This is a genomic window from Citrobacter sp. CK188 (assembly GCF_030333525.1).
Lineage (GTDB): Bacteria > Pseudomonadota > Gammaproteobacteria > Enterobacterales > Enterobacteriaceae > Citrobacter_B > Citrobacter_B koseri.
Window position 1 is genome coordinate 1 of the sequence record NZ_JAOWFU010000012.1, and the last position, 13,355, is coordinate 13,355.

14 protein-coding genes and 2 tRNA genes are annotated in these 13,355 nt (G+C 56.0%); 5 read left to right on the forward strand and 11 right to left on the reverse strand.

The window, feature by feature from the left end:
* Positions 1-2: 2 nt before the first annotated feature.
* From OGV67_RS01910 to mltB, 11 genes are all read right to left on the reverse strand, one after another.
* Positions 3-79, reverse strand: a tRNA-Arg gene (locus OGV67_RS01910).
* 3 nt (positions 80-82) lie between these two features.
* A tRNA-Ser gene (locus OGV67_RS01915) sits at positions 83-175 on the reverse strand.
* Between the two features lie 340 nt (positions 176-515).
* The gene (csrA, locus tag OGV67_RS01920; protein WP_000906486.1) at positions 516-701 is read right to left on the reverse strand and encodes a carbon storage regulator CsrA; all 186 of its coding nucleotides are present in this window, start codon (positions 699-701) and stop codon (positions 516-518) included.
* Between the two features lie 239 nt (positions 702-940).
* Positions 941-3,568, reverse strand: a complete 2,628-nt coding sequence (gene alaS, locus OGV67_RS01925) for an alanine--tRNA ligase (protein WP_047461723.1) — start codon at positions 3,566-3,568, stop codon at positions 941-943.
* Between the two features lie 131 nt (positions 3,569-3,699).
* Positions 3,700-4,200 carry a recombination regulator RecX gene (gene recX / locus OGV67_RS01930; protein ID WP_047461718.1) on the reverse strand — a complete coding sequence of 167 codons (501 nt, stop codon included), beginning with the start codon at positions 4,198-4,200 and terminating at the stop codon, positions 3,700-3,702.
* 106 nt (positions 4,201-4,306) lie between these two features.
* Entirely contained in the window at positions 4,307-5,371 is a 1,065-nt protein-coding gene (gene recA / locus OGV67_RS01935; RefSeq protein WP_012134806.1) for a recombinase RecA, read from the reverse strand.
* 96 nt (positions 5,372-5,467) lie between these two features.
* Positions 5,468-5,965, reverse strand: a complete 498-nt coding sequence (gene pncC, locus OGV67_RS01940) for a nicotinamide-nucleotide amidase (protein ID WP_115615320.1) — start codon at positions 5,963-5,965, stop codon at positions 5,468-5,470.
* A gap of 129 nt (positions 5,966-6,094) precedes the next feature.
* Positions 6,095-6,973 carry a metal ABC transporter substrate-binding protein gene (locus OGV67_RS01945; RefSeq protein WP_024130887.1) on the reverse strand — a complete coding sequence of 293 codons (879 nt, stop codon included), beginning with the start codon at positions 6,971-6,973 and terminating at the stop codon, positions 6,095-6,097.
* A gap of 14 nt (positions 6,974-6,987) precedes the next feature.
* Positions 6,988-7,848 carry a metal ABC transporter permease gene (locus OGV67_RS01950; protein WP_286464857.1) on the reverse strand — a complete coding sequence of 287 codons (861 nt, stop codon included), beginning with the start codon at positions 7,846-7,848 and terminating at the stop codon, positions 6,988-6,990.
* Positions 7,845-8,498 (reverse strand): metal ABC transporter ATP-binding protein, encoded by a 654-nt coding sequence (locus OGV67_RS01955; RefSeq protein ID WP_071257943.1) that lies wholly within the window; start codon positions 8,496-8,498, stop codon positions 7,845-7,847. The genes OGV67_RS01950 and OGV67_RS01955 overlap by 4 nt, the downstream gene beginning before the upstream one ends.
* A 304-nt stretch (positions 8,499-8,802) precedes the next feature.
* Entirely contained in the window at positions 8,803-9,903 is a 1,101-nt protein-coding gene (gene mltB / locus OGV67_RS01960) for a lytic murein transglycosylase B (protein ID WP_071257942.1), read from the reverse strand.
* Between the two features lie 255 nt (positions 9,904-10,158).
* Here mltB and srlA point away from each other — a divergent pair, with 255 nt between their 5' ends.
* From srlA to gutM, 5 genes are all read left to right on the forward strand, one after another.
* Positions 10,159-10,722, forward strand: coding sequence for a PTS glucitol/sorbitol transporter subunit IIC (srlA, locus tag OGV67_RS01965; RefSeq protein WP_012134812.1), 564 nt, complete (start codon positions 10,159-10,161; stop codon positions 10,720-10,722).
* Positions 10,719-11,690: a PTS glucitol/sorbitol transporter subunit IIB gene (gene srlE, locus OGV67_RS01970; RefSeq protein WP_012134813.1), complete on the forward strand. Its 972-nt coding sequence runs from the start codon at positions 10,719-10,721 to the stop codon at positions 11,688-11,690. The genes srlA and srlE overlap by 4 nt, the downstream gene beginning before the upstream one ends.
* A gap of 11 nt (positions 11,691-11,701) precedes the next feature.
* Positions 11,702-12,064, forward strand: a complete 363-nt coding sequence (srlB, locus tag OGV67_RS01975) for a PTS glucitol/sorbitol transporter subunit IIA (RefSeq protein WP_012134814.1) — start codon at positions 11,702-11,704, stop codon at positions 12,062-12,064.
* Between the two features lie 18 nt (positions 12,065-12,082).
* The gene (gene srlD / locus OGV67_RS01980; protein ID WP_012134815.1) at positions 12,083-12,862 is read left to right on the forward strand and encodes a sorbitol-6-phosphate dehydrogenase; all 780 of its coding nucleotides are present in this window, start codon (positions 12,083-12,085) and stop codon (positions 12,860-12,862) included.
* A gap of 101 nt (positions 12,863-12,963) precedes the next feature.
* Positions 12,964-13,323, forward strand: coding sequence for a transcriptional regulator GutM (gene gutM / locus OGV67_RS01985; RefSeq protein ID WP_012134816.1), 360 nt, complete (start codon positions 12,964-12,966; stop codon positions 13,321-13,323).
* Positions 13,324-13,355 lie beyond the last annotated feature (32 nt).

Genomic DNA, 13,355 nt, shown 5'->3' on the forward strand with positions numbered 1-13,355 from the left:
GATGGTGCATCCGGGAGGATTCGAACCTCCGACCGCTCGGTTCGTAGCCGAGTACTCTATCCAGCTGAGCTACGGATGCAAATGGCGGTGAGGCGGGGATTCGAACCCCGGATGCAGCTTTTGACCGCATACTCCCTTAGCAGGGGAGCGCCTTCAGCCTCTCGGCCACCTCACCACGCGCCTCTTACGAGTGCTTCGAAGAACTTGTTTCTGCTCATCGTCGCTGCGTGGCGCACATATTACTTTCTGGGACTTATAAGTCAAACAATTTTTCCCACGCTTTTATCGTTTGCACACTTCACGCTCAATTAGTCTGCAAAAACGGCAAAAAGGGTGTTTTATCAACAGATAAATCGGCGTGTTACACCGCCTGAGCGCAGGCAGAAAAACAGAATAACCAGGAAAGAGCCTGCCGGCACCGGAAGCGATACGGAAAAAGAGTGAAGAAAAATGAAAAAGAGAAAGGAAGCGAGGAGCAGGTTGCGCCTCATCGGAAGAGATGAGACGCGAAAACCTTAGTAACTGGACTGCTGGGATTTTTCAGCCTGGATACGCTGGTAGATCTCCTCACGATGGACAGAGACTTCTTTCGGGGCGTTTACGCCAATGCGCACCTGGTTGCCCTTTACCCCTAAAACTGTCACGGTGACCTCATCTCCAATCATGAGGGTCTCACCAACTCGACGAGTCAGAATCAGCATTCTTTGCTCCTTGAAAGATTAAAAGAGTCGGGTCTCTCTGTATCCCGGCATTATCCATCATATAACGCCAAAAAGTAAGCGATGACAAACACGTAAAGTGTAAGCAGTCACGGCATCACATTCTGTTAAACCTAAGTTTAGCCGATATACACAACTTCAACCTGACTTTATCGTTGTCAATAACGTTGATGCAAACGCCGCAGACCGGGGCCTGCGGCGTTAGATAACGCTTATAGTTATTACAGTTTTGCGCTAACCCAGCCTTTCACACTGGCTAACGCTGCTGGCAGAGCAGCCGCATCCGTACCACCGGCTTGCGCCATGTCTGGACGTCCGCCGCCCTTGCCGCCCACCTGCTGAGCGACCATGCCGACCAGCTCCCCTGCTTTCACGCGGTCGGTCACATCCTTCGACACGCCCGCAATCAGAGAAACCTTACCTTCCGCTACCGTTGCAAGAACGATAACGGTAGAACCCAGTTGATTTTTCAGATCATCAACCATCGTACGCAGCATTTTTGGCTCAACGCCCGCAAGCTCGCTAACCAGCAGCTTCACGCCGTTGATATCAACCGCTTTGCTGGAAAGGTTCGCACTTTCCTGCGCGGCAGCCTGTTCTTTCAACTGCTGCAACTCTTTTTCAAGCTGACGCGTACGTTCCAGTACAGAACGGACTTTTTCGCCCAGATTCTGGCTGTCGCCCTTCAGCAGCTGTGCGATATCGCTTAAGCGATCGCTTTCAGCGTGCAGCGTAGCAATCGCGCCTTCGCCCGTAACCGCTTCAATACGACGAACGCCTGCCGCAGTACCAGATTCAGAAACGATGCGGAACAGACCGATATCCCCCGTACGGCTGGCGTGCGTACCGCCACACAGTTCGGTGGAGAAATCGCCCATGCTCAGCACACGAACGCGATCGTCATACTTCTCGCCAAACAGCGCCATCGCGCCTTTGGCTTTCGCCGCTTCAAGGTCCATGATGTTGGTTTCGACCGGCAGGTTGCGACGGATTTGCGCATTCACCAGATCTTCCACCGCACGGATTTCAGACGGTTTCATCGCTTCATTATGCGAGAAGTCGAAACGCAGGACTTTGTCGTTAACCAGCGAGCCTTTCTGCGCTACGTGCGTGCCCAGAATCTGGCGCAGCGCCGCGTGCATCAGGTGCGTCGCAGAGTGGTTCAGGCGAATACGCGCCCGGCGAGCGTCATCCACATCAGCCTGCACCGCATCGCCCACTTTCAGGGAACCGGTCGAAAGCGTACCGATATGTCCAATCGCCTGGCCATATTTTTGCGTATCGCTAACCGCAAACGCGAATCCTGCGCCTTTCAGTTCGCCTTTATCGCCAACCTGACCGCCGGATTCCGCATAGAACGGCGTCTGATCCAGTACGACAACGGCTTCCTGACCCGCGCTAATCGCATCTACCGCTTTACCATCCACAAACAGCGCGGTCACTTTACCGTTCAGTTCCAGATGGTCATAACCTTTAAATTCTGACGCGCCGTCAACGCGGATCATCGCGTTATAGTCTGCGCCAAAACCGCTGGCCTCACGCGCGCGACGACGCTGTTCTTCCATCGCGGCTTCAAATCCCGCTTCATCAACTTTGATGTTGCGCTCGCGGCAAACGTCCGCCGTCAGGTCAACCGGGAAGCCGTAGGTGTCATACAGACGGAAAGCGGTTTCGCCATCCAGCGTGTCGCCGGAAAGCTTCGCCAGCTCTTCGTCCAGCAGCGCCAGACCACGTTCCAGCGTACGGGCAAACTGCTCTTCTTCCGTTTTCAGAACCTGCTCAACCTGCGCCTGCTGGCGCTTCAGCTCTTCACCGGCAGAGCCCATAACGTCAATCAGCGGCCCAACCAGCTTGTAGAAGAAGGTCTCTTTCGCGCCCAGCATGTTGCCATGACGAACCGCACGACGAATGATACGGCGCAGCACATAGCCACGGTTTTCATTCGACGGAACCACGCCGTCGGCGATCAGGAAGGCGCAGGAACGGATGTGGTCGGCAATCACGCGCAGCGACTTGTTGCTCAGGTCGGTCGCGCCAGTCACCTTCGCAACGGCTTCAATCAACGTGCGGAACAGGTCAATTTCATAGTTGGAGTTAACGTGTTGCAATACAGCGGCAATACGCTCCAGACCCATACCGGTATCGACGGACGGTTTCGGCAGCGGTTCCATCGTACCGTCAGCCTGACGGTTGAACTGCATGAAGACGATGTTCCAGATCTCAATATAGCGATCGCCATCTTCTTCCGGGCTTCCCGGAGGGCCGCCCCAGATGTGATCGCCGTGGTCGTAGAAGATCTCGGTACATGGACCGCACGGCCCTGTATCGCCCATCTGCCAGAAGTTGTCGGACGCGTATGCCGCGCCTTTGTTATCACCAATTCGGATGATACGTTCGCGCGGAATGCCGACTTCTTTTTCCCAGATCTCGTAGGCTTCATCGTCAGTTTCATAGACGGTCACCCACAGACGCTCTTTTGGCAGGGCAAACCAGTTTTCACCGGTCAGCAGTTCCCACGCAAACTGAATCGCGTCGTGTTTGAAATAGTCGCCGAAGCTGAAGTTACCCAGCATTTCGAAGAAGGTGTGGTGACGTGCAGTGTAACCGACGTTTTCCAGATCGTTGTGTTTACCACCCGCACGTACGCAACGCTGCGAAGTGGTGGCGCGGGAATAATTACGCTTGTCGAGCCCAAGGAAAACATCCTTGAACTGGTTCATCCCGGCGTTGGTAAACAACAAAGTTGGGTCATTGTTTGGCACCAGGGAGCTGCTGGCAACTACCTGATGTCCCTTACTGTGGAAAAAATCGAGAAACGCCTGACGGATCTCAGCGGTGCTCTTGCTCATAATTATCCTGAAATCAAGCTAACGAAATATCATTACCCGCCTCAGCGCTCATATGCCCTGCCCGGCTGGCAATTGAAAAAAGTGGGAATAAGATAAGTTTTCTTTACGGGGAAGTAAAATCCCGTATGCAGTCAATCGTCAAAATTTCGCCATATCTCCTGAATATCCTCCATCAGATAGCCACGATAAAGCAGGAAACGCTGGACTTTGACCTTTTCCGAAAATGCGGCTGGTAAGGGTTCGCCATATTTTCGGATCGCCTGTTCGCGTGCAAGAAGCAACCACTCAATCTCACATTCACGCATCGCGCGTTCAATCGCCTCACGCGCAATGCCTTTTTGATTCAGCTCCTGCCGAATACGTGCCGGGCCATAACCTTTACGGCTGCGGCTGGCGATAAAGCGCGAAACAAAACGATGATCATCAAGGTAGTTGTGCTCATGGCACCAGGCGATAACCCGTTCATAGTCTTCCGGTGCCGCATCGATCTCTTCCGGCCCGTTTTTTCCCATAACCGGTGCAGAGAGTTTACGCCGCAGTTCCTGTTCACTGTGATCGCGTACCGCCAGAATACGTACCGCGCGATCCAGCAGACGGTTATATGCGGGGCGTCGCGGTGTGGATTCACTCATAACAAACCTTCGGAAAAAGAAATGCAAAAAGGGCCGCAAGATATGCAGCCCTTCAAAGTATAAGCCCGATAAAACGCCAGAGCGCCGCCACCGGGCAATGCAACGATTAGAAATCTTCGTTGGTTTCTTTCACACCTTCACCGTTGTCATCAACGGAGAAGTCTGGCGTCGAGTCCTGATTGCTCAGCAGCAGCTCACGCACTTTTTTCTCGATCTCTTTGGCGGTCGCCGGGTTCTCTTTCAGCCAGGCAGTGGCATTCGCTTTACCCTGACCGATTTTCTCGCCGTTATAGCTGTACCATGCACCGGCTTTCTCGATCAGCTTCTCTTTCACGCCCAGGTCAACCAGTTCGCCATAGAAGTTAATGCCTTCGCCGTAGAGGATCTGGAACTCTGCCTGTTTAAACGGCGCGGCGATTTTGTTCTTCACAACCTTCACGCGGGTTTCGCTACCCACGACGTTTTCGCCCTCTTTCACCGCGCCGATACGGCGGATATCCAGACGAACGGACGCGTAGAATTTCAGCGCGTTCCCCCCGGTAGTGGTTTCCGGGTTGCCGAACATAACGCCAATTTTCATACGGATCTGGTTGATGAAGATCAGCAGGGTGTTGGACTGTTTCAGGTTACCGGCCAGCTTACGCATCGCCTGGCTCATCATACGCGCCGCGAGGCCCATATGAGAGTCGCCGATTTCACCTTCGATTTCCGCTTTCGGCGTCAACGCCGCCACGGAGTCAACAACGATAACGTCTACAGCGCCTGAACGCGCCAGCGCATCACAGATTTCCAGCGCCTGCTCGCCGGTGTCCGGCTGGGAGCACAGCAGGTTGTCGATATCGACGCCCAGTTTGCGGGCATAGATAGGGTCCAGCGCATGTTCGGCGTCGATAAACGCACAGGTTTTGCCTTCACGCTGTGCAGCGGCAATCACCTGAAGCGTCAGGGTGGTTTTACCGGAGGATTCCGGCCCGTAGATTTCTACGATACGCCCCATCGGCAGGCCACCCGCGCCCAGCGCGATATCCAGAGAAAGCGAACCGGTGGAGATGGTTTCCACATCCATGGAACGGTCTTCACCCAGGCGCATGATGGAGCCTTTACCGAATTGTTTTTCGATCTGGCCCAGCGCTGCCGCCAACGCTTTCTGTTTGTTTTCGTCGATAGCCATTAACTACTCCTGTCATGAGCCGGGGTCCGCTTGCGCTTGTACCGGATAGTGAGTTCTGTACTGTTAGGTGCGATTATACTGTACAGTCATACAGTATCAAGTATTTTGTAGAAATTGTTGCCAGAGCGTTTTGAGCGCATATTCCGTCGCCTGGCGACGCACGCTGTCACGGTCGCCGCTAAAGCACTCCCGGCGGGTGATCCCCTCGCCCTGCGCGGTTGCGAAACCAAACCAGACAGTGCCGACGGGCTTCACGTCGCTGCCGCCGTCCGGCCCGGCAATACCGCTGATAGAAACGGCATAATTCGCGCGGGCCGCTCTGAGCGCGCCAATCGCCATCTCAATCACCACCGGTTCGCTGACCGCGCCGTGCTGCTCAAGCGTCGGTTCGCGCACGCCAATCATTTGCGCTTTCGCTTCATTACTGTAGGTAACAAAACCGCGTTCAAACCAGGCGGAACTCCCGGCGATATCGGTAATCACTTTCGCTACCCAACCGCCCGTGCAGGACTCCGCTGTCGTTAACGTTGCGCCGCGCTGTTTCAGCGCCAGCCCTACCACTTCGCTTAACTGCATCAATTCATGGTCAGTCATCATCGCTTAAGGCTCCTGAAAAACGTGCAGCACAAGATAGCACTTTCTGAGCAGATATGGGGACGAGGTGCGGATTTTACGAGGAGGCTTCAGAAAAAAGCCGATGCGAAGCATCGGCCAATCGTACGGTTACTTCATGCTGTTGGCGATGGTCTCAACATTGTGGCGAAACGCTTTTACGTAGCTATCCGCCACGCCGCCTTTTGCCGACAAGGCTTCAGGATACAGCTCGCCGCCCGGCTGTGCGCCCGTCGCGCTGGCGATCTGTTTTACCAGACGCGGATCGAGCTGATTCTCCATAAACCAGGTGTTCACCCCATCAGCTTTAATCTGCTTAATGAGCGCGGCGACCTGCGCGGCAGAGGCTTCACTTTCCGACGACAGCCCCTGCGGCGCCAAAAACTCAACGCCGTAGGCGCGACCGAAATAACCGAAGGCGTCGTGGCTGGTCAGCACCTTGCGTTTCTCCTGCGGGATCTGGCTAAAGCGCGCTTTCGCCCACGCGTCCAGTTCAGTCAGCTGTGCGATGTAAGGTTTGCCGGAAGCCTCCAGCGCGGCTTTATCCTGCGGGTCGGCGTTGACCAGCCCGGAAAGAATATTCTGCGCATACAGCGCGCCGTTCGCTGCGCTATTCCAGGCATGCGGATCGGTGACGGTTTCGCCGTCTTCATCCAGCGTATGCGTCTTCACCCCGTCGGAAGCCACCACCAGCGTACCTTTGAAACCGGAGGCTTTTACCAGCCGGTCAAGCCACCCCTCCAGCCCCAGCCCGTTCACTACCACCACATCCGCTTTGCTCAACGCCGCGCTGTCTTTCGGCGAAGGCTCGAAGGTATGCGGATCGCCATCCGGCCCAACCAGCGTAGTGACGTTGACATTCTTACCGCCGACCTCCTGGGTGATGTCGCCGAGAATAGAAAAACTCGTCACCACATTCAGCGTTTTCGCCAGCGCGCCTTGCGTCATCAACCCCAACGCGAGCGCAATCATTACCCCTGTACGTTTCATCTTTTCCCCTTGCATTAAAAAAGCGCGCGCAGACTGTCAGCCAGCCTGCTGCGCGTGCCGAATAAAATGGAAATAAAGAACAGCGCGCTGGCGGTCAGTACAATCGACGGCCCGGCGGGTAAACTCACCGCCCAGGAAAGGCTTAGCCCCAGCCATGCACAGACGACGCCGCTGCCGCCGGCGAGCAATAACAGCCCCGGTAACGTGCGCGCCCAGCAGCGGGCCGCAACGGCAGGAAGCATCATCAGCCCTACCGCCATCAGCGTGCCGAGTACCTGAAAGCCAGCCACCAGATTCAACACCAGCAACGAGAGAAACAGCCCGTGCAGCAGCGAAGGCAGCCAGCGCGCGTTAACCTGCAACCATGCGGTATCAAACGCTTCACTCACCAGACCACGATAGAAAATCGCCAGCATGATCAATGTGAATGCGCATACCCCCGCCACGAACAGCGCGGAATCGCGATCGACCGCCAGAATGGAACCAAACAGAAGATGCAGCAGATCGACATTTGACCCGCGCAGCGACACCAGCGTAACCCCCAGCGCCAGCGATCCCAGGTAGAACCCGGCGAAGCTGGCGTCTTCTTTTAGCGGCGTACGGCGACTCACCATTCCCGCCACCAGCGCTACCGTAATCCCGGCGATAAACCCGCCGATGCTCATTGCCAGCAATGACATTCCACTGAGCAGATAGCCCACCGCCACGCCGGGTAGCACCGCATGCGACAGCGCGTCTCCCATCAGGCTCATATGTCGCAGCAGTAAAAAGACGCCAAGCGCCGTCGTGCTGACCGAAAGCGCCAGACAGACCACCAGCGCCCGCCGCATAAAGCCGTATTCAATAAACGGCTGAAAGAAGATATGCCAGATCATGCCACCCTCACCCGCTCGGTCATCCAGTGAGACACATCCGTATCCAGCCGTAACGTCTGCGGAAAATAGCGCGCCACCCGTTCGCTGTCGTGCAGCACCGCCAGCACCGTTTGCCCTCGCTGATACATCTCCAGCATCAGCCCCATCAGTACGTTGCAGGTCTCCTCATCCACGCCGGTAAAGGGTTCATCCAGCATGACCAGCGGCGCTTCCTGCACCAGCACACGGGCAAACAGCATGCGTTGAAACTGACCGCCAGAGAGTTCATCAATGGTCATCGTCGCCATTGCCTCCAGCCCCACGCGCTCAATAGCGTGGGCGACACGCAGACGGGTTTTGCGTTGAAATCCCCCCAGCAGGGAAATAGCAGGCCAGCACCCCATGCTCACCACGTCCTGAACGGTAAGCGGAAACTGCGTCTCCAGCGCGTGACGTTGCGCCAGCCAGCCAATTACCGGGCGGCGTCCGCGCCAGCGAAATGCGCCGCTCACCGGAGGAAGAAAACCGGCCAGCGTTTTCAGCAGCGTTGATTTGCCGCAGCCGTTAGCGCCGATAATCGCCGTCATGCTGCCGCGTTCCAGCGTGCCGGTCAGCGGCGACGTGACCGGCTGTCGCTCGTAACCGGCCACCAGTTGATTCAGGATAATCATGGCAATGCCACCGCCCAGCGCACGGCTAGTCCGATAAACAAAACAAGCGCGATAGCCATCAGCAGGCGAGTCAGAGCCGAAAGAGAGAAGAGTGAAGCAGACATATTCGCACCACAATAAAATGTTATAACATAACAATAATGAAATACGATGCGGATGTAAATGCCAGGAAAAAAGGGAGTGTGGCGAAATGTTTCAGACGTGAAATAGCGCAGCAGCGGCGCTGCACGCTCCCCTTTCTCTCAGGGAAAAGGGAGCGTAATCCAGACCGGGTAAGCGTAGCCCCCCGGAAAACACACCGCGGCTACTGACTAAACGGCGACGCCGCAGGTACACGCGCCAGCGCGACGGCCTGACCAAGCTGCCAGACCGCCATCGCATAGTGAGTGCTGTGGTTATAGCGCGTGATGGCATAGAAGTTCGGCAACCCGTACCAGTACTGATAGCCCGTACCCACATCCAGACGCAGCAGGCTGGCCTGCTGATGATTACCCAGCGACTGCTGCGGCGTCAGCCCGGCGGCCGCAAGCTGAGCAATGCTGTACTGGGTTTTAAAGCCGTTCGCCAGCCCTGGCGCCTGACCGTTGGCCGGAACGGCGACCACATCGCCTTTCACCCAACCGTGGGCTTTGAAATAGTTCGCCACGCTGCCGATGGCATCAACCGGGTCCCACAGGTTGATGTGCCCATCGCCGTTAAAGTCCACCGCGTACTGCTTATAGGACGACGGCATAAACTGTCCGTACCCCATCGCACCGGCAAAAGACCCTTTCAGATCCAGCGGGTCGTCCTGTTCATCACGCGCCATCAGCAGAAACGTTTCCAGCTCGCCGGAGAAATACTCCGCCCGACGCGGATAGTTAAACGACAGCGTCGCCAGCGCATCCAGAATTCGCGTTTTACCCATGATGCGGCCCCAGCGGGTTTCCACGCCAATAATGCCGACGATAATCTCCGGCGGGACGCCATAAACCTGCCATGCACGGTTCAACGCATCCTCATATTGATTCCAGAACGCCACGCCGTTTTGCACATTGTCCGGGGTAATAAACTGCTTGCGATAGCGCAACCATGCGCCATTCGGCCCCGCTGGCGGTTGTGTGGTCGGCGCCTGTCTGTCCATCAGTCGCAGAACGTAGTCCAGGCGCTTCGCCTGCGACAGGATCTCCTGCAACTGCTGGCGATTAAAACCGTGCTTGTTCACCATCTTCTCAATGAACTGCTGCGCGTTCGGATTATTGGCGAAATCACCGCCCATCACCATGACATTGTGCTGTGGCTCAAGCAGGAAACCGCCGGACGGCGCTCCCGTTGTCGTTTGAATTTCTGAAGACTGTGGTTTGCTGCTACAGGCAGCAAGCAACGCAAAGAGAGGAAGTAGTGCTACATAACGACGCTTGAACATGAGACATCCATTAAACAGATTCAGCCAGGGGGAAGTATGGTAAAGCATCCCGCTTCGCACAAGGAAGCGCTCTTCACAGAATACGCACTATTCTCCCGTAACATCCCTGCTTTTTTTCTCCGCAACAAACGCAAACTTTCACTTTAAAATATTTATCTTTCATTTTGAGATCAAAATAACACTTTTAAATCTTTCGATCTGATTAAAATAACTCACCAATTGGCAAGATAACAACAAACCCTACAGGAGAGAACAATGATCGAAACCATTACACATGGTGCGGAGTGGTTTATCGGGCTGTTCCAGAAAGGCGGAGAGGTGTTCACCAGTATGGTGACCGGCATCCTTCCGCTTTTGATAAGCCTGCTGGTCATCATGAATGCCTTAATAAACTTCATTGGCCAGCAGCGTATTGAACGTTTTGCCCAGCGCTGCGCCGGGAACCCGTTATCCCGTTACCTGCTGCTGCCGTGCATCGGTACGTTTGTGTTTTGTAACCCGATGACGCTGAGCCTGGGCCGCTTTATGCCAGAAAAATACAAGCCCAGTTACTACGCGGCGGCCTCCTACAGCTGCCACTCGATGAACGGACTGTTCCCGCACATCAACCCCGGCGAGCTGTTTGTTTACCTGGGCATCGCCAGCGGCCTGACGACACTCGGCCTCCCGCTTGGCCCGCTCGCCGTCAGCTATCTGCTGGTCGGTCTGGTCACCAACTTCTTCCGTGGCTGGGTGACTGACCTCACCACATCCATCTTTGAGAAAAAAATGGGCATTCAACTTGAGCAGAAAGTCCACCTGGCTGGAGCAACATCATGACGCGTATTCGTATTGAGAAAGGCACCGGCGGCTGGGGCGGCCCGCTTGAACTGGATGCAACACCCGGAAAGAAAATCGTCTACATCACCGCCGGGACGCGTCCGGGGATTGTCGACAAACTGGCGCAACTAACAGGCTGGCAGGCGGTGGATGGCTTTAAAGAGGGCGAACCGCCTGAGGAAGAGATCGGCGCGGCGATCATCGACTGCGGCGGCACGCTGCGCTGCGGGATTTACCCGAAGCGGCGCATTCCAACCATCAACATCCACTCTACCGGGAAGTCGGGGCCGCTGGCGCAATACATCATGGAAGATATTTACGTCTCCGGGGTGAAAGAAGAGAACATCACGCTGAGCGGCGAGGCGCCTGCAAACGCGCAGCCTGTCGCCTCGCCTGCGGGCCGCGATTACGACGCCAGCAAAAAAATCACCGAACAGAGCGATGGCCTCTTGGCGAAAGTCGGTATGGGGATGGGCTCAGCGGTAGCGGTGCTGTTCCAGTCCGGGCGCGACACCATCGATACGGTGCTGAAAACCATTCTGCCGTTTATGGCCTTCGTCTCGGCGCTGATCGGCATCATTATGGCCTCCGGTCTCGGCGACTGGATCGCTCACGGCCTGGCGCCGCTTGCCAGCCATCCGCTGGGGCTGGTCACGCTGGCGCTCATCTGTTCATTCCCGCTGCTGTCGCCCTTCCTCGGCCCTGGCGCGGTGATCGCCCAGGTTATCGGGGTGCTGATTGGCGTGCAGATTGGTCTGGGTAATATCCCTCCCCATCTGGCGCTGCCCGCGCTGTTCGCGATTAACGCTCAGGCCGCGTGCGACTTTATTCCGGTCGGTTTATCGCTGGCAGAGGCCCGCCAGGACACCGTTCGCGTCGGCGTGCCTTCCGTACTGGTGAGCCGCTTCCTGACCGGCGCGCCTACCGTTCTCATCGCCTGGTTTGTTTCCGGCTTTATTTATCAATAAGAGGTTCAGAGATGACCGTGATTTACCAGACCACCATCACCCGTATCGGCGAGAGCGCGCCGGACGCGCTCTGCGACAGGATGCTGATTACCTTTCGTGAAGGCGCGCCGGCGGATATCGAAGCGTTTTGCTTTATCCACTGCCACGGCGAGCTGAACGGCACGCTGCAACCCGGCGCACAGTTTCAGCTGGGTGAGCATCGCTATCCGGTGACTGCTGTGGGCAGCGTGGCCGAGCAGAATCTGCGTGAACTGGGGCATATCACCCTGCGCTTCGACGGGCTGAACGAGGCGGAATTTCCCGGCACCGTACACGTTGCGGGGCCAGTACCGGACGACATCGCGCCGGGCTGTATTTTGAAGTTTGTGGCTTAAAGGTTTAAGGAGAGAAAAATGAATCAGGTTGCCGTTGTCATTGGTGGAGGCCAGACCCTGGGGGCCTTCCTCTGCCGTGGGCTTGCAGAGGTTGGTTATCGCGTCGCCGTTGTCGATATTCAGAGTGATAAAGCCGCAAATGTGGCGCAGGAGATTAACGCCGCGTTTGGCGAAGGCATGGCGTACGGTTTTGGCGCCGATGCCACCAGCGAGCAGAGCGTTCTGGCGCTCTCTCGCGGAGTCGATGAAATTTTTGGCCGGGTTGATCTGCTGGTCTACAGCGCGGGCATCGCCAAAGCGGCGTTTATCAGCGACTTCCAGCTCGGCGATTTCGACCGTTCGCTACAGGTGAATCTGGTGGGGTATTTCCTTTGCGCTCGCGAATTCTCCCGCCTGATGATCCGCGACGGCATTCAGGGACGCATTATCCAGATCAACTCCAAGTCCGGGAAAGTGGGCAGTAAACACAACTCCGGCTATAGCGCGGCGAAGTTCGGCGGCGTGGGCTTAACCCAGTCGCTGGCGCTGGATCTGGCAGAATACGGCATTACCGTGCATTCGCTGATGCTTGGCAACCTGCTGAAATCACCAATGTTCCAGTCGCTGCTGCCGCAGTACGCCGCCAAGCTTGGCATCAAGCCGGACGAAGTGGAGCAGTATTACATTGACAAAGTTCCGTTAAAACGCGGCTGTGATTATCAGGACGTACTGGACATGCTGCTGTTTTACGCCAGCGCGAAGGCGTCGTACTGCACCGGACAGTCCATCAATGTGACCGGCGGTCAGGTGATGTTTTAAGAGGTATGATTGCCCGGTGGCGCTGCGCTTACCGGGCCTACGAATATTATGTAGGCCGGATAAGGCGCAGCCGCCATCCGGCAAAATCAAAGGAGCGCATTATGGTTTCCGCACTGATCACCGTCGCCGTTATCGCCTGGTGTGCGCAACTGGCGCTGGGCGGCTGGCAAATCTCCCGCTTTAACCGGGCGTTTGACAAACTTTGCCAACGAGGGCGAGTGGGCGTCGGGCGCTCCGGCGGACGCTTTAAACCGCGAGTGGTGGTCGCCATCGCTCTGGATGACCAGCAGCGCGTCACGGATACCTTATTCATGAAAGGTCTCACCGTCTTTGCCCGACCGGTTAAAATTCCCGCAATACAGGGCAAACATCTTGATGAATTACAGCCTGATGTGATCTTTCCCCATGATTCGCTCTCACAGAATGCACTATCATTAGCGCTTAAACTGAAACATGGGTAATTTCGTTGTGAATGCTAATTGCTTGCGAAATT